Genomic DNA, 22,167 nt, shown 5'->3' with positions numbered 1-22,167 from the left:
GGAGGAGGACCCCCATGGTGCTCGCTCTGCTCGCCGCGACGGTCGCGGCCGTCGGCTACGGCGTCAGCACGGTCATGCAGGCCGTCGCGACGCGCCGCGCGCAGGGTCTGACGGCGCTGCGCCAGCCGCTCGTGGTCGGCGCGCTCTTCATCGACGGGGCCGCGTGGCTGCTGTCCCTCGTGGCTCTCGACCGGCTGCCGCTGTTCGTCGTGCAGGCCCTGCTGGCGTCGTCGGTCGTCGTGGTGGTGCTGCTCGCGCGCACCGTGCTGGGCGCGCCGACGCGTGGCCGGGACGTCGGCGCGATCGTCGCCGTGGTCGGCGCGCTCGTGGTGCTCGCCGCGGGGTCCGGCGAGCAGCCCGCCGTGACGCCGCCCGCCGGCTTCACGACCGGCATGCTCGTGGCGTCGGGCGTGCTGGTCGCCGCGACCGTCGCCGCGTACGCACGTGGGGGCGCGCTGCTGCTCGCGACGCTGGGCGGGCTCGGGTACTCGGGGGCCGCGATCGCGGCGCGCGGCGCGCACGCGTCGGGCGGGCTGCTCGACACGGTGCTGCAGCCCCTCGCGATCGCGATCGTCGCGTGCGGCGCGGTCGGCGTGCTCGCGTACCTGCGGGCCCTCGAGCGCGGGTCGGCCGGGTCGATGGCGGCCGTGCTGTCCGTCACCGAGGTCGTCGTGCCCGGCGCCGTCGGCGTCGCCGTGCTGGGCGACACGGTGCGCACCGGGTGGGCCGCCCCGGTGGTGGCCGCGCTGGTGCTCGCGATCGCTGCGTGCGTCGTCCTCGCGACGAGTCCCGCGAGCGTCGCGGCCGAGGCACCCGCGCAGGACCTTCCCGGGGAGCACCCAGGAGGCTCCCAGACGACCGGCGCACCCTGAGCGTCGTCCTCGGGGCTCCGGGGGCCCCGGAGTCTCGGAGGTGGCCGTGCACGTCGCGATCCTCGACCGTTCGTGGCAGGGCTGGGCAGCGGTGGGGTTCGGCGCGCTGCTCGTCGTCGTCTGCGTCGTCGCGCTCGTCCGGACCGTGCGGCGCCGACGCCGCCGGCACCATCCCGCGGCTCTGCTCGCCGTGACGGGCGGGCTGCTGTGCCTCACCCTGGTGGCCGCGACCGGGCTGCTCGCCGTGGGGGTCGGGACGGGGTACGTCTCCGACTGGGACGGGATCGCCACCGTCGGGGCGACCGTGGTCGGCGACGCACCGGACGCGCTCGCCGCGGGCCAGCCCGCGGACCCGCCGACGCCCACCACGGCGACGGCCGGGCGCACGTGGGACGTGACGATCCCGTCGCACTCGCGCGGCGTGCCCGACTCCGACACGTACCTGTACGTCCCCCCGGGCTACTCCCAGGACACCGGTGCGCGGTACCCGGTGCTCTACATGATGCACGGGGCGCCCGGCACGAGCGCCGACTGGTTCACCGCGGCGCACCTCGACCAGGTGCTCGACGGGCTCATCGACGCCGGCACCATCCCGCCCGTCGTGGTGGTGTCGCCCGACCTCGACCTGGGTGCCGCGGACGAGCCGGTGGACATGCCCGCACCCGGCGCGCTGCACGAGACGTTCCTCGTCTCCGACGTCGTGCCGTGGGCCGACGCCCACCTGCGCACGGTCCCGGACCAGCCGCACCGGGTCATCGGCGGCATCAGCGCCGGCGGCCTCGGCTCGCTGCTCGTGGGACTGCGTCACCAGTCCACGTTCGCGGGCATCGTCTCGCTCATGCCCTACCTGGTCCCCGAGGCGCCGGCGCTGCACGCCTCGCCCTCGGCCCTGGCCGCCAACGAGCCCCTCGAGGTGATCGGCCGCACGACCTACTCCGAGCGGCTGCCGGTCTTCGTCGGGATCCCCAGCGGCGACGACGTCACCGAGGGGCACCGCATCGCCGACGCGCTCACCCAGCAGGGTCTGCCCGTGAAGGTCGGCGACTACGTCGGCGGTCACGACTGGAGCACCGCCCAGGCGATGGCACCCGACGCGATCACGTGGATCGTCCAGCAGGTGGGCTGGACGTCCCCCGCCGACACCACGCCCGCCACGCCCGCGCCGTCGCCGACCGCCACGGCGGGCTGACGGCCCGTCGGTGCGGGCTGACGGCCCGTCGCGGCGCGGTCAGCGCGACGTGCGGCGGTAGCGGGCGATCGCGAGCGGCGCGAACACCACGAGGATCACGACGACGCACAGCAGCGTGTAGAGCGCCGGGTGCTGCATGGACCACGCGTCGGGCACGGCAGCGTTCGGGTTGGTGTTGCCGAACAGCTCGCGGCAGGCCTGCGTGAGCGTCGAGACGGGGTTCCACTCCACGACCCGTTGCAGCGGGGCCGGGAAGGACTCGAGCGGCACGAACGCGTTCGACACGAACGTGAGCGGCATGATGACGATGAACGACGCGTTGTTGATGACCTCGACGCTGGGCACGAGGACGCCGACGAGCGCCATGATCCAGCTCACCGCGTACGCGAACACGAGCAGCAGCGCGAACGCGGCGACGGCGTCGACGAACGACCCCCGCACGCGCCACCCGACGAGCAGGCCGGTGAGCGCCATGATCGCGAGCGACAGCACGTTGTAGACGACGTCGGACAGCGTGCGCCCCGCGAGCACGGCCGACTGCGACATCGGCAGCGAGCGGAACCGGTCGATGATGCCCTTCTGCATGTCCTCCGCGATGCCGGCACCCGTGAACGTCGCACCGAAGACGACGGTCTGCGCGAAGATCCCGGGGATGAGGAACTCGCGGTAGTTCACGCCGTCACCGGGGTCGATCGCACCGCCGAACACGTACGCGAACAGCAGCACGAACATGATGGGCGAGATCAGCACCGCCACGAGGATCTCGGGCACGCGCAGGATCTTGATGAGGTTGCGCTTGGCGACGACGTGCGTGTCGGTCACCGTGCGGGCGAGCGAGCTCATCGCGTCTCCTCCTGGACGTCGTCGGCCGTGCGGCCCGTGAGGGTGAGGAACACGTCGTCGAGCGTCGGGCGCCGCAGCCCCGCCTCGAGGACGGCCACGCCGTCGGCGTCGAGCCGGTCGAGCACGGCGCGCAGCACGCGCGTGCCGTCGGCCACCGCGACCGACAGCGCGCGACCGTCACCGTCGGCGTGCACGTCGTCGTCCGCGGCCGCGACGGCCGCGAGCGCCGCGCGGGCCGCACCGGAGTCGGCGGCGTCGGCGAGCAGCACCTCGACGCGCTGGCCGCCGACCTGGGCCTTGAGCTGGTCGGCCGTGCCACGGGCGATCGCACGGCCGTGGTCGATGACGACGATGTCGTCCGCGAGCCGGTCGGCCTCCTCGAGGTACTGCGTCGTGAGCAGCAGCGTCGTGCCCTGACGCACGAGGTCGGCGATGACGTCCCACATCTGCAGGCGGCTGCGCGGGTCCAGGCCCGTGGTCGGCTCGTCGAGCACCACGACGGGCGGCTCGGCGACGAGCGCGCACGCGAGGTCGAGGCGGCGGCGCATGCCTCCCGAGTACGTCTTGGCCGGGCGTCCGCCGGCGTCCGCCAGGTCGAACCGCCCGAGCAGCGCGTGCGCACGGTCGCGCGCACGGCGCCGCGGGAAGCCGTAGAGGCGCCCGATCATCTCGAGGTTCTCGGCACCCGTGAGGTTCTCGTCGACCGCCGCGTACTGCCCCGACAGCCCGATGCGGCGGCGCGCCTCCTCGGGGTCGCGCAGCACGTCCGCACCCGCGACGGTCGCGGTCCCCTCGTCGGGGCGCAGCAGCGTCGTGAGGATCCGCACCGCCGTCGTCTTGCCCGCGCCGTTGGGCCCCAGCAGCCCCAGCACGGTGCCCTGCGGCACGTCGAGGTCCAGGCCGCGCAGCGCCTCGACCTGGCCGTACCGCTTCACCAGTCCCCGCGCGGTGATGGTCGCCGTCATCGCTCTCCTCGTCGGTCGTCGTGACGTGCGTACCGACCGGTGCCGCACCCCGAACTCGTCGGGCCCGCGGCCCTGCGCACGATGGTCGCGCGGACCACCGACACCGACGCGGCGAAAGGCGCTGACAGCGCGGGCCCGGGTGGGCCAGGATGACGACCCCGCGGCGGCGCGGCCCACCACGGGCGCACCACGGAAGCGCCGCGGACGCGGTGGCACGGCCCGGTGAGTCCCGGCGCCGCCGCGGGTCCGTCACTGCACACCCACCGGCACCGCCCACCACCTCCCGCCCCGCCGCCCGGCACGGCCGACGCTGCCGCGACCGCACCGCCACGACCGAGGACGCCCCATGACCACGCCCGCGACCGCACCGCCGCCCGACGACCGACCGGCCACGCCCACCGGTGCCGGGACCGACGCCGACGCCCCGGCCGTCGCGCCGGACGCGCCGCTCGCCGACGCCCCCCTCACGGCCGCGGCCCGCCCGCGCTGGCGCCGCGACGTCACGGTCTTCCTCACCGGCCAGACGTTCTCGCTGTTCGGCTCGATGCTCGTGCAGTACGCGATCATGTGGCACCTCACGCTGCAGACGCGCTCGGGCACGGTCATGGCGGTGTACGCCGCCGTCGGGTTCCTGCCGCAGGCCGTCGTGTCGGTGTTCGGCGGCGTGTGGGCCGACCGGCTGGACCGGCGCCGGCTCATCATCGGCGCGGACGCGACGATCGCCGCGACCACGCTCGCGCTCGCCGTGCTCATGCTGTCCGGCTACGACCAGCTGTGGCTGCTGTACGTCGCCGCCGCGATCCGCTCCGCCGGCGCCGGGATCCAGACCCCGGCCGTCAGCTCGCTGCTGCCGCAGATCGTGCCGACCGACAAGCTCATGCGCGTCAACGGGGTCAACGGCACCATCCAGTCGGCCATGATGCTGCTCGCGCCCGCGGTCGCGGCCGGTCTGTACGCGTGGGCGTCGATCGAGGCGATCTTCTTCGTCGACGTCGTCACCGCGCTCGTCGGCATCGGGCTGCTGCTGCTCGTGCCCGTGCCGCGTCTCGTGCGCACCGACCAGGAGGCCGGGGTCCGCGGCTACGTCGCCGACCTCGTGGGCGGGGTCCGGTACGTCGTCACGCACGCGTTCGTGCGGTGGGTGCTGCTGCTGTGGGGCGTCGTGTTCGTGCTGATCGTCGCGCCGTCGTTCCTCACGCCGCTCATGGTCGTGCGGTCGTTCGGCGACGAGGTCTGGAAGCTCACCGCCAACGAGCTGGCGTTCAGCGTCGGCATGACGCTCGGCGGCGTCGCGGTCGCGTGGTGGGGCGGTCTGCGCAACCGCGTGCACATGGTCGTGCTGACGACCCTGCTGTTCGCCGTCCTCAACGTGGGCCTCGGCCTGTCGACGAACATGTGGGCGTTCTTCGGCTTCATGTTCCTCATCGGCCTGGGCGTGCCGTTCTTCTCGACGCCCACGATGACCGTGCTGCAGGAGACGGTCGAGCCCGAGCGGCAGGGCCGCGTGTTCGGGTTCGTCGGCGTCGTCATGGCCGTCGCGATGCCGCTGGGCATGGCGGTGTTCGGGCCGCTCGCGGACCGGCACTCCGTCGAGTCGCTCCTGGTCGCCGCCGGCGTCGCGCTGCTCGTGGTGGTGGTCGTCAGCGTCGCGCTGCCGTCGGGCCGGCGCGCGATGGCCGCGGCCGACGCGTCCGACGGCGCCGCACGTCCCGCCCCCGACGGGACCGGCGCGGAGGGGACGCCGGCCGACGCGTCCGCGTCGCAGCGCTGACCGGGCGCGGGAGCGCCCCGTGCGGTGCGGCCCCGAGGGGGTCGCACCGCACGGGGCGTCAGCCGGAGCAGCCGGCCGGGGCTCCGGCCCGGCGGGGCGTCAGCCGGCGAGGCGGGCGCGCACGAGCGCGCTGAGGGCCTTGCCGTCCGCACGGCCCTGCGCGCGGGCCGTCGCCTCCTTCATGACGGCGCCCATGTCCTTCATGCTCGACGCCCCCGTGTCGGCGACGACGGCGTCCACGAGGGCCACGAGCTCGTCCTGCGTGAGCCGGGTCGGCAGGTACTCGTCGACGACGTCGGCCTCGGCGGTCTCGGTCGCGGCACGGTCGGCTGCGCCCGCGTCGGCGTAGATCTGCGCGGACTCGCGGCGCTTCTTGGCCTCGCGCGCCAGGACCGCGAGCACGTCGTCCTCGGTGAGCTCGCGCTCGACGGGCCCGGCCTTCGCCTCGTGGCGCACGGCGCCGATGAGCTGGCGCAGCGTGCTGGTGCGCAGCGCGTCGCGGGCCTTGAGGGCGGTCGTGAGGTCGGCGGTCAGTCGGTCGAGGGTGCTCATGCCCCCATCCTCGCGGTGCGTGCGCGGCGTCGCCTCATGATTCGGGGCGGACGGCGGCCCGAGGTCGCACCGTCACCAGGACGCCGTGACGACGTCCGTCATCTCCTCCACGGTGAGCGTCACGGGGTTGCCGCGCGTGCTGGACGCCGCGAGCGCGTCCGCGACGACGGCCGCCACGTCCTCCTCGGCCAGCCCGAGCGCGCCGAGCCCGGGCACGTCGAGCGCCGTCACGGTCTCGGCGAGCCACGCGACCGCGTCGGCCGCGCACGCGGCGGGGTGCCCGGTCAGCGCGGCCGCGGCGTCGTCGTACCGCGCGAGCCCGGCCGCACCCGCGTCGCCGAGCCGGCGCAGGGCCGCGACGTTGGCGGCCGTCGTCGCGGCCAGCACCGCGGCGCACACCTGCCCGTGCGGCGCGCCGAGGCGCCCACCGAGCGCGGCGGCGAGCCCGTGCACGGCACCCAGCTTCGCGTTGGCGAGGGCCATGCCCGAGAGCAGGGCCGCGATCGCCAGGTCGGTGCGCGCGCCGGCGTCGTCGCCGTGGTGGACGGCGCGGACCAGGCTGCGCGCGGCACGCACGAGCCCGTCGCTCGCGAGCGGGTCGGTCAGGGGCGTGGCCTGCGGGGTCGTGAACGCCTCGAGGCACTGCGTGAGCGCGTCCGCACCCGACGACGCCGTCAGCGCGGGCGGGCAGCCGAACGTCAGCTCCGGGTCCACGACCGCGACGGCGGGCAGCATCGCGCGGCCCCGGAGGCTCGCCTTGACGCCGCGCTCGGGCACGCGCACCGGTGCGTTGGCCGTGACCTCGGCACCCGTCCCGGCCGTCGTCGGCACCGCGACGACGGGCAGCGCACCGTCCGGCAGCGGCAGCCCGCGGCCGACGACCTCCAGGTGGTCCAGCACGTCGGAGTCGCCCGGCACGAGCACGGCCACGCACTTGGCGAGGTCGAGCACCGACCCGCCGCCCCAGCCGACGACGACGTCCGGCCGGACCTCGCGCGCGTGCGCGACCGCCGCGCGCACCGCCTCGACGTCGGGCTCGCCCCCGTGTCGCCACACGTGCGCGTCACGCCCGGTGGTGAGCGCGTCGACGTCGGCCGAGCCGCCCGCGACGACGAGCAGGCGCGCGCGCCGCGACCCGCCGCCGACCCCGCCCTCCGCACCGGCGAGCTCGTCGACGAGCCCACCCACCTGCGCAGAGGTCCCCGCCCCCACGACGATCCGGCCGGCGGTCGCGAACGTGCTCATCCCCCGAGGCTAGGCCCGACCGACCCGCCCACGCCGCCCACTGGTCACAACGGCACCCCACCCGGCGACCACTGGTCACAACTGCAGCCCGCCCGGCGACCACTGGTCAGAACGACAGCGGCGCACGCCCAGAACCAGCACCGAACTGACCACTGGTCACAACGGCGGCCCGCCCGGCGACCAGTGGTCTGAACGGGTGCAGCTTGGACCCTGGATCGGCGCCGAAGTGACCAGTGGTCGGCGCGGCGGCGGGGTCAGGCGTGCAGGCGGGAGCGCCAGTCCGGCGGGACGCGGTCCGCCGGGCCGGGGGCCGGCTGGTCGGCGGGGTGCGCCTGCGGCGGGGCCAGGTCGGGGCCCTGGCCGTACGCACCCGCCGAGTAGTCCCACCACCAGTCCTCGCCCGGCTCGTAGCTGCGCACCAGCGGGTGCCCGGTGTCGCGCCAGTGCGCGGTGGCGTGCTGCGCGGGCGACGAGTCGCAGCAGCCGACGTGCCCGCACGCGGCGCACCGGCGCAGGTGGAACCACCAGCCGCCCGACGCGTCGCAGTCGACGCAGCCGGGGCCGCTGGGCGGCACGGTCGGGTCGATGGCGGTCTCGCTCACGCGGTCACCTCCGGGTCGGGGCCGGGCACGGCCGGGTCGTCACCCGGCGCGTCGGCCGGGGCGTAGGGCAGGCGCACGACGAACCGGGTGTCGCCCGGTGTCGAGCGCACCGACAGGTCGCCGTGGTGCTTGGTCACGACGATGCGCCACGCGATGTCGAGGCCCAGGCCGGTGCCGGACCCGACGGGCTTGGTCGTGAAGAACGGCTCGAACACGCGGTCGGCGATCTCGGGCGGGATGCCCGGGCCGGTGTCGGCGATCTCGACCTCGAGCCAGTCGTCGACGCGGCGCGTCGTGAGCGTCAGGGTGCCGTGCCCGTCCATGGCCTGCGCGGCGTTGTCGATGAGGTTGGTCCACACCTGGTTGAGCTCGGCGCCGTAGACGTGCACGGGCGGGAGCGTGCGGTCGTAGTCGCGCACGACGTCGACGCCGTCGAGCCGCCGCTCGAGCATCGTGAGCGTCGAGTCCAGCAGCTCGTGCACGTCGAGCGTCTGGTCGGGCGCCCGGCCGATCTGCGAGTACTGCTTGGCGGCGCCGACCAGCGAGGAGATGCGTGAGGTGGCGTCCTCGACGTCGTTCATGAGCTGCTCGGTCTCGAGCGCGTAGGACAGCCACCGCACGGCGCCCTCGAGGATGCCCGGCGCGACGGCGTCGGCGACGCGGTCGAGCCACGGCGGGTCGAGCCGCGCCGTGACGAACGTCGGCGCGAGGTCCCACCCGCCGGCGATGCCGTGCGCGTCGAGCCAGTCGGCGACCGCGTCCTCGGCGTCGGTGCGCTGCAGCGCCGTCGGCGGCGGCGGGGCCCCGGGCGCGCGGGACTTCGCGAGCGCCTCGACGGCCTGCTCCTGCAGGTCGACGAGCGTGCCGAGCGTCGTCGCGTCGTAGGGCCCGTCGGCGATCATCGCGAGCTTGTGCCGCATGCCCGCGACGCGCTCGCGCAGCGCCGCGGTCGCGCGGTTCGCGGCCGCGGCGGGGTTGTTGAGCTCGTGCGTGAGGCCCGCCGACAACGCACCGAGCGCGAGCAGCCGCTCGCGCTGACCCACCGCCTGCTGCGTGGTCCGCTGCCCGACGAACAGCCCCTCCAGCAGGTGCACGGCCATCGGGAACCACGACGTCATGAGCTGGGCGAAGTCCGGTGCGGGCAGCGCGTAGAACCGCGACGGCGCGAGCACCCGCATGGTCTGCGAGTAGCGCTGCGGCGTCCGGTCGCCCAGGTAGGCGGCGGTCGCACCGCCGTACACGCCGCGCTGCGACGTGCGGGACACCTCGACGTCGTCGGTGCCGACGCGCCGCGACATCGCGACCGTCCCCTCGAGCAGCACGTAGAACCAGCGCGCGGGCTCGCCCTCGGCGTACAGCGGTCCGGGCTCGCGGTGCTCGACGTGCCCGTGCCGGCACAGCCAGCGCAGCTGGTCGTCGTCGAGCGCCTCGAACAGGAAGAGGGTCCGCAGCTCCTCGACGTCGCAGGGCAGCGCGCCGTCGGGCGGGGACGCGCGCAGGTCGTCGGCGGGTGCGCTCACAGCTGCTCCAGGTACCGGTGGACGAGCATGACGGCCATCGCGCCCTCGCCCACGGCGGACGCGACGCGCTTGGCGGACTCGGCGCGCACGTCGCCGGCCGCGAACACCCCCGGGACGCTGGTCTCGAGGTGGTAGGGCGGGCGGTCCAGCGGCCAGCCGGCCGGGGGGCGCCCGTCGACGAGGAGGTCGGGTCCCGAGCGGACGAACCCGCGCGGGTCGCGGTCGAGCGTGCCGTCGAGCCACGCGGTGAGGGGCGCGGCGCCGATGAACACGAACAGGTAGCCGGTGTCGACGGTCTGCTTGTCGCCCGTCGCGGCGTCGCGCAGCACGACCTGCTCGAGGTGCTCGTCGCCGATCGCCTCGACGACCTCGGTGCCGGTGCGCACCCGGATGCGGGGGTGCGCCTCGACCTGCTCGACGAGGTAGTGCGACATCGACGCGCGCAGGTCGCCCGCGCGCACCACGAGGGTCACGGACCGCGCGTCGCGCGCGAGGTACATCGCGGCCTGCCCGGCCGAGTTGGCGCCGCCGACGACGTACACGTCCTGGTCGCGGCAGCCGGGCGCCTCGGTGAGCGCCGAGCCGTAGAACACGCCGCGGCCCGTGAGCGTGCCCAGGCCCGGGCCGGTGAGCTCGCGGTAGGACACGCCGTTGGCGAGGATGACGCAGTGCGCCGCGAGCGTGCTGCCGTCGGCGAACCGCACCGCGCGGGCCGACCCGTTGACGTCGAGCCCGCACACGTCGCGCGTCATGACGATCTCGGCGCCGAACCGCTGCGCCTGGCGGCGCGCGCGCTCGGTGAGCTGCGCGCCCGAGACCCCGTCGGGGAAGCCCAGGTAGTTCTCGATGCGTGAGCTCTGCCCGGCCTGCCCGCCGGTCGCGGTGCGCTCGACGAGCGCGGTGCGCAGGCCTTCCGACGCGCCGTACAGCGCGGCGCTCAGCCCGGCGGGCCCGCCGCCGACGACCACGAGGTCGTAGAAGTCCTCGGCGGGCTGGACCTCGAGGCCGACGCGCGCGGCGACGGTCGCGTCGTCGGGCTCGACGAGCACGTCGCCGTCGGACGTGACGACGACCGGCAGCCGCGCGTCGTCGACGCCCGCGGCCTCGAGCAGCCGGGCGCCCTCGGGCGAGTCGGACGCGAACCAGCGGTACGGCACCTGGTTGCGTGCCAGGAACTCGCGCAGCTGCGACGACCGCGCCGACCACCGGTGCCCCACGACCTTGGGGCCGTGCACGGCCGACGGCGCCGCCGCCCGCCACGCGTCGAGCTGCGCGTCGAGCACCGGGTAGAGCTTCTCCTCGGGCGGGTCCCACGGCTTGAGCAGGTAGTGGTCGAGGTCGACGACGTTGACGGCGTCGATCGCGGCGTCGGTGTCGGCGTACGCGGTGAGCAGCACGCGCCGCGCGGCGGGGAACAGGTCCATCGCCTGCTCGAGGAACTCGATGCCGCTCATGCCGGGCATGCGGTGGTCGGCGAGCAGCACGGCGACCTGCTCGCCGCGCAGCTTGAGCTCGCGGCACACGTCGAGCGCCTCGGCCCCGGACTCGGCCCGCACCACGCGGTACTGCTCGCCGTAGCGGCGGCGCAGGTCGCGCGCGACGGCGCGCGACACCGCGGCGTCGTCGTCGACGGTGACGAGGGCGGGACGGGCTGCTGCGTCTGGTGCCACACGGACCTCCGTGCCGGGCGGGATCGACGGCCACGTCGACGGCCGGTCGGTCGGCCGGCTCGACGGCCACAGTGTGCGCCCGTGGGCCGCGCGTGTCACCCGGTCCGCCCGGCGGAGCGCGCCGCGGGACGCCCCGCGGCGCGGGTGCTCAGGCGCGGTCGTGGAGGGTCACGTGGTAGCCGTCGGGGTCGGCGAACGTGAACGTCCGGCCGAACGGGCCGTCGAACGGCGCGGTGACGATCCGGTGGCCGTCGGCGACGAGCGCGTCGTGGACGGCCTGGACGTCGGTGGCGTGCAGCCACAGGGCCACGCCGAGGCCGGGCTGGTCGACGGCGGACAGGTCGAGGCCCGGCAGCGTCTCGCGCAGCGCGAACGCGACGGGCGACGTGGCGAACACGACCGCGTGCGGCGGGCCGGCGGGCGAGCGGACGAGGCCGAGGTAGCGCTCGTAGAACGCGCGGGCCGCGTCGAGGTCGCTGACCTGCAGGGAGAGGAAGTCGGGGCCGGTGACGGGCACGGTGCGCTCCTTGGCGAGGGGTTGTCAGTTTTCTGACATGACGACCGTATGTCAGGATGCTGACATGGGTCAAGACGGCGCCGGCATCGACCTCGACACCTCGCTCGGCTACCTCCTCAAGGAGGCGTCCAGCGCGCTCCGCACCGCGATGGACGACGTGCTGCGCCCGCTCGGCATGAGCGTCACGCACTACGCGTGCCTCGAGCTCCTCGCCCAGCGGCCCGGCGCGTCGAGCGCCGACCTCGCGCGCGGCACCTTCGTGACGCGGCAGACCATGCACGTGCTGCTCCAGGCGCTCGAGCGCGACGGCGAGGTGGCCCGCCCGACCGCGGCGCCGACGGGGCGCGTCCTGCCCGTGCAGCTCACGGCGCACGGCAGGCGACGGCTCGCGCAGGCGAGCGCCGCCGTCCGGACGGTCGAGGACCGGATGCTGTCCGGGCTCACCACGACCGAGCGCGCGGACGCCCTCCGGGTGCTGCGCGCGATGGTCCGCGCGCTGCGCGACACCCCCCGCTGACCCCGGGCGCGTCACGCACGCCAGCGTTTGCGCAGCCCACCGACCTCTCCTACGTTGCGAACGGGTCAAGCCACGGCCCGTCGCACGTCCGAGAGGTCCGGCTCGATGCCCCGGCCGCGCCCCGCTGCACCACGGCCCGACACCCGCCACGACGGCACGCCCGCACGCTGGTCGTCGCCGGGCGGGAGCGTCGTGCTGCGCCCCGGCGCGCGCCCACGCCTCGAGGTGACGGGCGAGGTCGACGCCGCGCTCGTGGGGCCCGAGGTCATCGCGGCCGTCGCAGCGGCGGCCCCCGCCGGTGCCGACGTGGACCTGTCGCGCGTGACGTTCCTCGACGCGCGCGGCCTGCGGCTCGTGCTCGAGGCGCTGGACGGCGCGGGGACCGGCGGGCCGGGCGGCCGCGTGCTGGGTGCCGTGCCGCGCGCGGTGCGCACGGTCGCGGACGCCGTCGAGGTGCCGCTGGCGCCCGGGGCCACGGACGCGTGAGCGCTCCGGTGGCGACGCCACCGGCGCAGGGTGACGATTGGCCCACGTCCAGCAGCGGCGTGGCTCGTCGCGAGGAAGCACGCCCATGACCACCGCCACACCGTCGAGGACGACGGGCCCCGCACCGCTGCAGGCGTCCCCCATGCCCCTGCCGACGCCCCGAGGACGGATCGGCGAGGCGCTGCTGCGGCTGCTCACCGGCGCGACGCTCGACCCCGCGCCGCTGCACGCCGCGGTCGCCGCGGCCGTGCCGGGGCCGACCCGCTCGTGGCTCGACCACGACGACCTGCAGATCGCCCTGACCTGCATGTACGAGCTGCACCACCAGGGTCTCGAGGGCGTCGACGACGACTGGGAGTGGCACCCGGACGTGCTGGTCGCGCGGTCGTTGCTGGAGCGGCGCGTCGAGGCCGAGCTGCGCGACCGCGTGACCGCTCCGGCGCCGGGCGCGACCGCGGCGGACGTCGCGGCGACCCTGTTCGCCACGGCCGCCGCGGACGACGCGCCGAGCGTGTCGCGGCACCTCGCACGCCGCGCGACCCAGCCGCAGGTCGAGGAGCTCCTGGTGCACCGGTCGGTGTACCAGCTCAAGGAGGCCGACCCGCACACGTGGGCGGTGCCGCGCCTCACGGGGGCGCCGAAGGTCGCACTGGTGGAGATCCAGTCCGACGAGTACGGCGCGGGCGACCCCGCGCGCCAGCACGCGGCCCTGTTCGCGGCGGCGATGCGCGGCGTCGGCCTGGACGACACGTACGGCCGGTACGTCGACCACGTCCCCGCGATCACGCTCGCGCACCCCAACGTCATGGCGATGCTGGGCCTGAACCGGCGGCTGCGCGGCGCGATCGTGGGGCACCTCGCGGCGTTCGAGATGACGTCGTCGGTGCCCAACCGGCTGTACGGCAACGGGCTGCGCCGCCTGGGCTTCGGCGACGACGTCACGGAGTACTTCGACGAGCACGTCGAGGCCGACGCCGTGCACGAGCAGATCGCCGCGCGCGACATGGCCGGGCGCCTGGTCGAGCAGCAGCCCGCGCTCGGGCCCGACGTCATGTGGGGCGCGGCCGTGTGCCTCGCGCTCGACGGCTGGTGGGCCCGGCACGTGCTGGCGGCGTGGGAGGCGGGCGCGTCGTCGCTGCGCCGGCCGGTGCGATGACGGGAGCCGACGAGGGGACGCACGCGGACGCCGGCACCGACGCGCCACGAGGTCGCGGCCCGGTCCGGGTCACCCCGTGCCCCGACGGGCCGCTGCTGGTGCGCGGCCCGCTCGAGCTGGTCGGGCCCGACGGCGTGCCCGTCCCGGTGCGACGCCGGACCGTGGCGCTGTGCCGCTGCGGCAGCACGGCGACCCCGCCGTGGTGCGACGGCACGCACAAGGTCAACGGCTTCCGCGCGCCCGGGTGACGTCACGCACGCCGGGACCCGTCCGGACGCACCCGCACGGGTCCGGACGGGTCCGTATCGACGGTCGTCGTTTGCTTCGTCCGCGAAAGGCACTTAGGTTTCCGTCTCGGGTCAGGACACGGCCCTCCGGTCGTCACACTCGGAGGATCCCCCCGTGTCCGCCCCCTCGCGCGAGACGCGCCACACCTTCCCCCTCCCGCCCGGTACCGCGCTGCTGCGGCACGGGCTGCGCGACGGCACCTGGTGGTGGTCCGACGCGACGTACGAGCTGCACGGATTCGAGGTCGGCGAGGTCGTCCCGACGACCGAGCTCGTGCTCGCGCACGTCCACCCCGACGACCGTCAGGGCTGGCGCAGCGCGCTGCTGGGCACGACGCGGGCCGGCACGTACTCGCACGTGCGGCTGCGGGACGCGCAGGGCCGCACGCGGCACGTGCTCGGGCTCGTGCACCGCGAGGACGACGTGGTCGAGGCCGCGCTGGTCGACGTGAGCGCGGTCGTGCGCTCGGAGGGCGCGCGCGTCGCGACCGAGCAGATCGCGGCGGCCACGACGTCGCGCGCGACGATCGAGCAGGCGAAGGGCATGCTCGCGAGCGCGTTCGCCGTGAACCCCGAGGAGGGGTTCGAGATGCTGCGCCGCGCGTCGATGCAGCACAACGTCACGCTGCGGCGGCTCGCGGAGCTCGTGGTCGAGCGGGCGGCCGCGCGCGGCCGCCCGGTGGCCGAGCTCGCGGACGAGCTCGGGCAGGTGCTCGCGCCGTCGTCGGTCGGCACGGACGAGGCGGTCGCCGACTCGTGACGGGGCGCACGGCGGGTCCGGACGGCTGGTGCTTCAGCGTCGTGGGACGAACACGCTCTCCGGTTCGCTGCCGCCCACGGCGACCACGACGTCACGCGCGAGGTCGCGGAGCTTGACGTTGCGGCCCTGCGACGCCTGCCGCAGGAGTCGGAGCGCCTCGTCGGGCCCGACCCGGTTCTGCGCCATCACGATGCCGATGGCCTGGTCGATGACGGCGCGGGACTCGAGGGAGGCCCGCAGGTCGGCCGTGGTCTGCGCGAGGTCGACGAGGCGCACGGACCACCCGAGCACGTGCGCGACGCCCGCCGCGTAGCGCTCGCCCAGCACGACGGCGGAGTCCTGCCACTCGAGGTGCCGCTCGCTGTACACGTTGAGCGACACGGAGACGTCGGCGCGCGTCGCGACGGGGAACGCGGCCGCGCCGACGAACCCCTCGGCGCGGGCGGCCAGCGCCCACGCGGGCCACCGGCCGTCGGTCTCGACGTCGCGGACCAGCACGGTGCGCCCCTCGTCGGCGGCCGTGAGGCAGGGGCCCGCGTCGCCCGCGTACTCGACCTCGTCGCAGCGCCGCGCGCGCTCGCCCGTGGCGCCGACCGTGCGCGCCTCGCCGTCGCGCCGCAGCGTGACGCTCACCTCGGCCACGCCCGGCAGCGTCGCGCGCGCGGACGCGGCGACGGTGTCGACCACGGCCTGCACGTCGGTGGCCTCGCGCACCGCGTCGTGCAGGCGTCCGAGCGTGTCGCCGAGCGGCTGGTCCAGCATGTCAGCGCCCCTCCCCGCACCCCGGGGCCTACGGGGGTGCTCGCCGGAAAACCGTAGGCCGGGCGCGTGGCACCCGCGACCGCGGGAGCCACGTCCGGGCCCGACGGCGCGCACCCGGCGTCCCGCCGCGCGCTCGACGGGGTCCGCGGGTAACGTGAGAAGACGGGTCAGGCAGCGGCCCTCCGCTCTCGCGACGGAGGACACCGTGCTACCGCACTCGCTCGCCTCACCCGCCCGCCCCGCACCGCCCGCGGTGCCCGCCACCCCGCCGTCGGGGGCTGCGGGATGACGCGCCGCTACCTGCCCGAGCCGTGGCGCGTCGTGCCGAGCGACGGCGGCCACGTGACCGTCCGCGTCGAGGGGTACGTCGAGGGCACCGGCACGTTCGTCAAGCCCGACGGCCTGGGGCGCCTGCGCGTCCAGGTGGCCGCGGGTGACGGCACGCTCGACCTGCTCGACCTCGAGGGGCGGCGCATCGGGCACGTCGGCGGCCCGTGGCCGCGCCTGCTGCAGGACGAGCTGCGGCGCTGCGCGCGCGAGGGCGTCACCCCGGTCGTGCGCGCGTCCCTCGTGGGCCCGCGCGGCGAGCGGACCATGTTCGTCATGCTCGCGTGGCCGTCGCAGCGCACCGCAGCGCAGCGCCGGCCCGCGCTCACCGGGCGCCGCTGAGCCGTCCCCGGCCAGGGGCGCGGGGCGACGGTCACGGACGACCGCCGCGCACCGCGACCACCCGTGACCGTCGCGACGCAGCACGTCGCCGCGGGTCAGAGCACCCAGCGCTGATTGGCGGCGCCGTGGCACGACCACACGACGAGCTTCTGCCCGTCGTGGATCGGGTTGCCGCCGTCGGCGTCGAGGCACCGGCCGGACTGCGGGTTGCGCAGGGTCTGCGTCGCCGCGTCGTAGGTCCAGCGCTGGGCGGCCGTGCCGTTGCAGGTCCACAGCTGCACGCGCGTGCCGTCGGCGGTGCCGCCGCCCGCGACGTCGAGGCACCTGCCGAGCGCGCGGACCGTGCCGTCGGCGCCGCGGGTCCACTGCTGCGCGGCGCCGCCGTTGCAGGTGGCGATCTGCGCGGGGTTGCCGTCGTGCGTCTGCCCCCAGGGCACGTCGAGGCAGAGGCGACCGTCGGCGCGGATCGTGCCCGTGCCCGTCGGGAGCGTGCCGCCGCCGGGCGTGCCGGGGTCGCCGCCGCTCGTCGCGCCGTTGTCGGTCACGCGGATCCAGTCGACCTTCATCTGCTGCGGGAAGGTCGTGGTGGCGTCGGGGTACCCGGGCCACTGGCCGCCGACCGCGACGTTGAGGATGAGGAAGAAGGGCTGGTCGAACACCCAGGCGTTCGACCCGACGCTCGCGCGCGTCACGCGGTGGAACTGCTGCCCGTCGACGAACCACGTGATCTCACCGGGCTTCCAGTCCACCGCGAACGTGTGGAAGTCGTCGGCGTACGACCACCCCTGGGGGTGCATCGCGGACCCGGTGATGCCGGCACCGCCCGAGTACCCGGGGCCGTGCACGGTGCCGTGCACGAGGTGCGGCTCCTTGCCGACGTTCTCCATGACGTCGATCTCGCCCGAGCCGGGCCACGGGGTCTGCGGGAACGACGCGCCCAGCATCCAGAACGCGGGCCAGATGCCCTGCCCGCGGGGGATCTGGATGCGCGCCTCGACGCGCCCGTAGCGCAGCTCGACCTTGTCGTCCGTGTGCAGGCGGGCCGAGGTGTACGAGCCGTCGGCCTCGCGGCGCGCGGTGAGGACGAGGTTCCCGTCACCGTCGAGGGCCGAGTTGGCGCGCGACGTCGTGTAGTTCTGGAGCTCGGCGTTGCCCCACCCGTTCGCCCCCGTGTCGTACGACCACACGGCGGGGTCGGGGGCCGCGCCGGCGGGTCCGTCGAACTCCTGCGACCACAGCACGTCCCCGACGGCGGCGGGTGCGGGCCCGCGCGCGGCGGCGGGCGTCGTGGTCGCCGCGCCCGCGACGGCGAGGGCGAGGGCCGCGAGCAGCGCCGCGGGCCGGGCGACGCGCCGCCCGGCCGGTCGGACGCGCGGCGCCGGCCGGGACGGGCGGGCGGGTGCTGCGGCGCGGGCGGAACGGGCGGGTGGGTGCACGGCGACCTCCGGTGACGGCCGGCCCGCGGGCCGGCAGGGCGACGGTGGTGCCGTGCGCGCGGGCCCTCGCGCTCCCCCGGCCCGACGTCGCCGTCGACGCCACCCGATGCTGACCGGTCTGTCAGCGTTTCGACGCTACCGATGCCCGGCGCGGCGAGTCAAGGGGTCACATGACTGCTGACACAGGCCTCCGCCACGGCGCCGGACGGCGCCGTGGCGCGTCCACCCGGGGGCGGATCCGCCACCCGTGGCCCTCGCCGCAGGGGCGGACCGCACCCCCGCCGCGTCCTCCCGGACCCGCGTCCGGCGCGCGACCGCGGGCGGATCCTCGCGACGGCCCCCGCTCCCTAGCGTCGTCACCATGCCCCTGGTCAGCGACCACCCCCTCCTGCTGAGCGACCCCCGCGTCGCCGCCGTCCCCGTGGCCGACCGCGGCGAGCCGCTCGTCCCCGCCGGGATCCGCGCGCTGCGCCCCGGCACGCCCGCGTCGGCGCTGCGCGTGCGCGCGGACGTCGCCCGGCGGCTCGCCGCCGCCCAGCGCGCGCTGCCCGCCGGCCTGCACCTCGCGCTCTCGGAGGGCTGGCGCAGCCCCACGGCCCAGGCGGCGATCGTCGCCAGGTACGCCGCCACGGTCGAGGCCGCGCACCCCGGCGCCGACGCCGCCGAGGTCGCGCGGCTCACGAGCCGCTACGTGTCCCCCGTCGAGGTCGCGCCGCACGTCGCCGGCGCCGCGGTCGACGTGACCCTCGTCGACGACGACGGCGTCGAGCTCGACCTCGGCTGCCCGCTCGACGCGACGCCCGAGGACAGCGACGGCCGCTGCTTCACCGCGGCGCACGTCCCGCCCACGTCGCGCGCGCTGCGCGACACGCTCGCCGCCGCGCTGACCGGCGCCGGCTTCGTCAACTACCCCACCGAGTGGTGGCACTGGAGCCACGGCGACCGCTACTGGGCCCTCGTCACGGGCGCGCCCGCCGCGCTCCACGGCCCGGTCGGCCCGTGATCGCCGACCCACCGGCCGCCGTGCCGCCGGTCACCGGGCGCCCCGTGCTGACCGTGCGGCTCGACGCCGTCGCGCACAACACGCGCGTGCTCGCCGCGCGCGTGCCGCACCTCATGGCCGTCGTCAAGGCCGACGGGTTCGGGCTCGGCGCGGTCGACCTGGCACGCACCGCGCTCGCGCACGGCGCCCGCTCGCTCGGCGTCACGACGCTCGCGGAGGCCGCGGCGCTGCGCGCGGCCGGCCTCACGGCGCCCGTGCTCAGCTGGCTCGACGCGGCGGACGCCGACCTCGACGCCGCCGTGCTCCACACGGTGGACCTCGCGGTGCCCGACGTCGCGCACCTCGACGCCGTGCGCGCGACCGCGCGCCGGCTGGGCCGGGCGGTCGTCGTGCACCTCTACCTGGACTGCGGGACCGCCCGCGACGGCTGCCCGCCCGAGCGGTGGCCCGCGCTGTGCGCCGCCGCGGCCGCCGCCGAGCGCGAGGGCGCCGTGCACGTCGTCGGCGTCATGGGGCACCTCGCGTGCGCCGCCCACCCCGAGGACCCCGAGAACGCCGCCGCCGTGACCCGGTTCGTGCACGGCCTCGCCCAGGCCCGCGCCGCGGGCCTGCGACCGACCCTGCGGCACCTCGCCGCGACCGCCGGCGTGCTCGGCGTGCCGGGCGCCGTGCTCGACCTCGCACGCGTCGGCGCGGGGCTCGTGGGCATCGACCCGAGCGGGCGGTCCACGGCGCTGCGCGACGTCGCGCACGTGACCGCGCCCGTCGTGCAGGTGCGCGACGTGCCCGCGGGCACGGGCGTCGGCTACGACCACACCTACCGCACGCCCGGGCCCACGCGCCTCGCGCTGCTGCCCCTCGGGTACGCCGACGGCCTGCCCGTGGCGGCGTCCGGGCGCGCCGAGGTGCTGCTGCACGGCCGGCGCCGCCCGCTGGTCGGGCGGATCTCGATGGACCAGGTCGTCGTCGACGCGGGCGACCTGCCCGTCGCCGCCGGGGACGTCGCGACCGTCGTCGCCGCCGGACCGCCCGACGCCGACCCCCGCGCCGTACCGACCCCCGACGCCGGCCCGACGCTCGCCGAGTGGGCGCGCTGGTCCGGCTCGCTGCCGCACGAGGTGCTCACGGGCCTCGGCCCGCGCCTCGTGCGGCGCACCGTGCCCGCCGCACCCCTCGCGGCACCCCGCGCCGCCGCGCACCCCGACCCCCACCCCGAGGAGACCCGATGACCACGACCGACGCACCGACCGCACCCGCGACGGACGGCGCACGGCGCACGCGGGTCGCGGTGGTCGGCGGCGGCGCCAACGTCGAGCACGACGTGTCGCTCGCGAGCGCCGCGGCCGCCGCGAGCGCGCTCGCGCCGACGCACGACGTGATCCGCCTGACGATCGGGCGCGACGGGCGCTGGTCGGTGGACGACGTCGACCTGCCGGTCGACGAGGCGGTCGCCGTGATCGCCGCGTGCGACGTGCTGCTGCCCGCCGTGCACGGCCCGCACGGCGAGGACGGCACGCTCGCGGCGCTGGCCGACGTGATCGGCGTCGCGTGCGTGGGCTCCGGCGTCGGCGCGGGCGCGATCGCGATGGACAAGGCGGTGACGAAGCTCGTCGCGGCCGCCGCGGGGGTCGCGGTCGCCGCGGGGCGCGTCGTGCGGGGCACCGGTCCCGCGCTCGACGGCGTGCCGCTGCCCGCGGTCGTCAAGCCCGTCGCGTCCGGGTCGAGCCACGGCGTGCGGTGCGTGAGGACGCGCGACGAGCTCACGGACGCCGTCGAGGCCGCGCTCGCGATCGACCGGAGCGCGCTCGTCGAGGAGGTCGTCGTGGGCCGCGAGGTCGACGTCGCCGTGCTGCGCCGCGCCGACGGCACGACCGTCACGTCCCCGCCGCTGGAGATCCTGCACGCGGGCGCCGTGTTCGACACGACGACCAAGTACGACGGCAGCGCGCGGTTCGTGGTCCCCGCGGCGCTCACGGACGACGAGGCGCGCGCGCTCGCGGACGCGGCGCTCGCCGTGACCGACGCGCTGGGCTGCGACGGCGTGGCGCGCGTGGACTTCTTCCTCACCGCCGACGGGCCCGTGCTCAACGAGGTCAACACGATGCCCGGCATGACCGCGCACTCGCAGGTGCCGCGCATGTTCGCGGCGGCGGGCCTGCCGTACGCCGAGCTGCTCGCGGACCTCGTGGCGGGTGCGCTCGCACGGCACCGGGCACCGGCCGCGTGAGCGGCGGCGCGGGCGCCGACGTCGCGGGCGCGCGCGGGGTCCTGACGCGCGGCACCGGCACGGGCGCCGGCGGCGGTGCGCGCGTCGCCGCGTGGGACGCGCTGCGCGGCGTGGCCGTCGGGCTCGTGATCCTGCGGCACGCGTGGCCCGAGGTGTTCCCCGGTGCGGGCGTCGTCGGCGTCGTCATGTTCTTCGCGCTGTCGGGCCACCTCATCACCGGGCTGCTCGTCGACGAGGCCAGCGCGACCGGCCGCGTCGACCTGAGGCGGTTCTGGTGGCGCCGCGTGCGACGGCTCGTGCCCGCGCTCCTGGCGTTCGTCGCGGTGTTCGTGCTCGTGACGCTCACGATCGACCCGCTGGCCGACGTCGGCGACCGGGCCACCCTGCCGCGCACCGTCGCGGTCGCGCTGACCTACACGGCGAACCTGCCGTACGTCGGGCTCGTGGGCGTGAGCCCGGCGATCTACCACCTGTGGACGCTCGCGACCGAGGAGCAGTTCTACCTCGTGTGGCCGTTCGTCGTGCTGCTCGCGGTGCGCGCGCGGCGCACGGTCACGGGCCTGGTCGTCGCGGGCGGCGTCGCGCTCGCGCTCACCGCCGCGACCGTGCTGTGGTTCCGCGACGCGCCCGACGCGGCGTACCCGCTGCCGACGTCGTGGCTCGTGTGCTTCGTCGTCGGGGGCCTGGCGCGCGTCACGCAGGACCGCTGGGCGCGCGCCGCGACAGGCCGCGTCGCGGTCGTCGCCGCGGCCGTGCTGCTGGCCGCGCTGTCGGTCGTCGACGTGCGCGGGCACGCGGCCACGTACCTCGTGGCGGCGCCGGCCGTGTCGGTCGCGACGGTCGTGCTGGTGCACGCGGGCCGTCGGCACGTGCACCTGCCGCGCTGGCTCGCGCCGCTCGTGGCGCTCGGGACCGTGTCGTACGCCGCCTACCTGTGGAACTACCCGCTGACGATGTGGCTGCGCCCCGAGCTCGGCGTGTGGGCGGGCCCCGTCGGCGCCGTGGCGTCGGTGGCCGCCGCGACCGTGAGCTGGTGGCTCGTCGAGCGGCCGGTGCGCGAGCACGGGCGACGTCGCGACGCGGCGGTCGCGGCGCGCTGACGCGGCGGGCGGGCTCCC

23 protein-coding genes are annotated in these 22,167 nt (G+C 76.3%); 13 read left to right on the top strand and 10 right to left on the bottom strand.

Annotated features, from left to right (window positions below):
* Positions 1–14 precede the first annotated feature (14 nt).
* On the top strand, positions 15–872 hold the full coding sequence (locus tag E4A51_RS18415; protein ID WP_167748925.1) for a hypothetical protein: 858 nt from the start codon (positions 15–17) through the stop codon (positions 870–872).
* A gap of 46 nt (positions 873–918) precedes the next feature.
* Positions 919–2,061: an esterase family protein gene (locus tag E4A51_RS14080; protein WP_167748924.1), complete on the top strand. Its 1,143-nt coding sequence runs from the start codon at positions 919–921 to the stop codon at positions 2,059–2,061.
* 39 nt (positions 2,062–2,100) lie between these two features.
* Here the strand turns inward: E4A51_RS14080 and E4A51_RS14075 are convergent, their stop codons facing one another.
* Positions 2,101–2,904: an ABC transporter permease gene (locus E4A51_RS14075; RefSeq protein ID WP_046529981.1), complete on the bottom strand. Its 804-nt coding sequence runs from the start codon at positions 2,902–2,904 to the stop codon at positions 2,101–2,103.
* Positions 2,901–3,869 carry an ATP-binding cassette domain-containing protein gene (locus E4A51_RS14070; protein ID WP_070320143.1) on the bottom strand — a complete coding sequence of 323 codons (969 nt, stop codon included), beginning with the start codon at positions 3,867–3,869 and terminating at the stop codon, positions 2,901–2,903. Before E4A51_RS14070 ends, E4A51_RS14075 begins: the two co-directional genes overlap by 4 nt.
* A 346-nt stretch (positions 3,870–4,215) precedes the next feature.
* On the opposite strand from E4A51_RS14070, the gene E4A51_RS14065 reads away from it, so the two are divergent.
* The gene (locus E4A51_RS14065) at positions 4,216–5,640 is read left to right on the top strand and encodes an MFS transporter (protein ID WP_134852145.1); all 1,425 of its coding nucleotides are present in this window, start codon (positions 4,216–4,218) and stop codon (positions 5,638–5,640) included.
* A 99-nt stretch (positions 5,641–5,739) separates the two neighbouring features.
* On the opposite strand, the gene E4A51_RS14060 is transcribed toward E4A51_RS14065, so the two are convergent.
* From E4A51_RS14060 to E4A51_RS14035, 6 genes are all read right to left on the bottom strand, one after another.
* Positions 5,740–6,192, bottom strand: coding sequence for a GatB/YqeY domain-containing protein (locus E4A51_RS14060; protein ID WP_087510520.1), 453 nt, complete (start codon positions 6,190–6,192; stop codon positions 5,740–5,742).
* Positions 6,193–6,264: 72 nt separating this feature from the next.
* Entirely contained in the window at positions 6,265–7,437 is a 1,173-nt protein-coding gene (locus tag E4A51_RS14055) for an iron-containing alcohol dehydrogenase (protein ID WP_070320140.1), read from the bottom strand.
* A 254-nt stretch (positions 7,438–7,691) separates the two neighbouring features.
* Entirely contained in the window at positions 7,692–8,039 is a 348-nt protein-coding gene (locus E4A51_RS14050; protein ID WP_134852144.1) for a UBP-type zinc finger domain-containing protein, read from the bottom strand.
* Positions 8,036–9,559: an ATP-binding protein gene (locus E4A51_RS14045; RefSeq protein WP_240696498.1), complete on the bottom strand. Its 1,524-nt coding sequence runs from the start codon at positions 9,557–9,559 to the stop codon at positions 8,036–8,038. The genes E4A51_RS14050 and E4A51_RS14045 overlap by 4 nt, the downstream gene beginning before the upstream one ends.
* A complete protein-coding gene (locus tag E4A51_RS14040) occupies positions 9,556–11,229 on the bottom strand; it encodes an FAD-dependent oxidoreductase (protein ID WP_134852143.1) in 1,674 nt (557 codons plus the stop codon). The genes E4A51_RS14045 and E4A51_RS14040 overlap by 4 nt, the downstream gene beginning before the upstream one ends.
* Positions 11,230–11,377: 148 nt before the next feature.
* Entirely contained in the window at positions 11,378–11,746 is a 369-nt protein-coding gene (locus E4A51_RS14035; RefSeq protein WP_134852142.1) for a VOC family protein, read from the bottom strand.
* Between the two features lie 64 nt (positions 11,747–11,810).
* Between E4A51_RS14035 and E4A51_RS14030 the strand changes: the two genes are divergently transcribed.
* From E4A51_RS14030 to E4A51_RS14010, 5 genes are all read left to right on the top strand, one after another.
* Positions 11,811–12,263, top strand: a complete 453-nt coding sequence (locus E4A51_RS14030; protein WP_070320137.1) for a MarR family winged helix-turn-helix transcriptional regulator — start codon at positions 11,811–11,813, stop codon at positions 12,261–12,263.
* Between the two features lie 192 nt (positions 12,264–12,455).
* A complete protein-coding gene (locus E4A51_RS14025; protein ID WP_167748923.1) occupies positions 12,456–12,749 on the top strand; it encodes an STAS domain-containing protein in 294 nt (97 codons plus the stop codon).
* An 85-nt stretch (positions 12,750–12,834) separates the two neighbouring features.
* Positions 12,835–13,905: an iron-containing redox enzyme family protein gene (locus E4A51_RS14020; RefSeq protein WP_082740177.1), complete on the top strand. Its 1,071-nt coding sequence runs from the start codon at positions 12,835–12,837 to the stop codon at positions 13,903–13,905.
* On the top strand, positions 13,902–14,153 hold the full coding sequence (locus tag E4A51_RS14015) for a CDGSH iron-sulfur domain-containing protein (protein ID WP_134852141.1): 252 nt from the start codon (positions 13,902–13,904) through the stop codon (positions 14,151–14,153). The genes E4A51_RS14020 and E4A51_RS14015 overlap by 4 nt, the downstream gene beginning before the upstream one ends.
* Before the next feature lie 154 nt (positions 14,154–14,307).
* Positions 14,308–14,952 carry a PAS and ANTAR domain-containing protein gene (locus tag E4A51_RS14010; protein ID WP_070320133.1) on the top strand — a complete coding sequence of 215 codons (645 nt, stop codon included), beginning with the start codon at positions 14,308–14,310 and terminating at the stop codon, positions 14,950–14,952.
* Positions 14,953–14,985: 33 nt separating this feature from the next.
* Here the strand turns inward: E4A51_RS14010 and E4A51_RS14005 are convergent, their stop codons facing one another.
* Complete coding sequence (locus E4A51_RS14005) at positions 14,986–15,714, bottom strand: GAF and ANTAR domain-containing protein (protein ID WP_070320132.1); 729 nt, start codon at positions 15,712–15,714, stop codon at positions 14,986–14,988.
* A gap of 285 nt (positions 15,715–15,999) precedes the next feature.
* Between E4A51_RS14005 and E4A51_RS14000 the strand changes: the two genes are divergently transcribed.
* Positions 16,000–16,383 carry a hypothetical protein gene (locus tag E4A51_RS14000; RefSeq protein WP_134852140.1) on the top strand — a complete coding sequence of 128 codons (384 nt, stop codon included), beginning with the start codon at positions 16,000–16,002 and terminating at the stop codon, positions 16,381–16,383.
* A 95-nt stretch (positions 16,384–16,478) separates the two neighbouring features.
* Here the strand turns inward: E4A51_RS14000 and E4A51_RS13995 are convergent, their stop codons facing one another.
* Entirely contained in the window at positions 16,479–17,819 is a 1,341-nt protein-coding gene (locus E4A51_RS13995) for a lectin (RefSeq protein WP_134852139.1), read from the bottom strand.
* A gap of 361 nt (positions 17,820–18,180) precedes the next feature.
* Here E4A51_RS13995 and E4A51_RS13990 point away from each other — a divergent pair, with 361 nt between their 5' ends.
* The 4 genes from E4A51_RS13990 to E4A51_RS13975 are packed head-to-tail and all read left to right on the top strand — an operon-like array spanning position 18,181 to position 22,149.
* Entirely contained in the window at positions 18,181–18,822 is a 642-nt protein-coding gene (locus tag E4A51_RS13990; protein ID WP_070320960.1) for a M15 family metallopeptidase, read from the top strand.
* Complete coding sequence (gene alr / locus E4A51_RS13985; RefSeq protein WP_206120058.1) at positions 18,819–20,051, top strand: alanine racemase; 1,233 nt, start codon at positions 18,819–18,821, stop codon at positions 20,049–20,051. Before E4A51_RS13990 ends, alr begins: the two co-directional genes overlap by 4 nt.
* Positions 20,048–21,049 carry a D-alanine--D-alanine ligase gene (locus E4A51_RS13980; RefSeq protein ID WP_134852138.1) on the top strand — a complete coding sequence of 334 codons (1,002 nt, stop codon included), beginning with the start codon at positions 20,048–20,050 and terminating at the stop codon, positions 21,047–21,049. The genes alr and E4A51_RS13980 overlap by 4 nt, the downstream gene beginning before the upstream one ends.
* Positions 21,046–22,149, top strand: coding sequence for an acyltransferase (locus tag E4A51_RS13975; RefSeq protein ID WP_240696497.1), 1,104 nt, complete (start codon positions 21,046–21,048; stop codon positions 22,147–22,149). Before E4A51_RS13980 ends, E4A51_RS13975 begins: the two co-directional genes overlap by 4 nt.
* Positions 22,150–22,167: the final 18 nt, after the last annotated feature.

The organism is Cellulomonas sp. HD19AZ1 (assembly GCF_004535805.1).
Lineage (GTDB): Bacteria > Actinomycetota > Actinomycetes > Actinomycetales > Cellulomonadaceae > Cellulomonas > Cellulomonas iranensis.
Note: the sequence above shows the minus strand (reverse complement) of the source record. Positions and strands in the feature narration are given on the sequence as shown.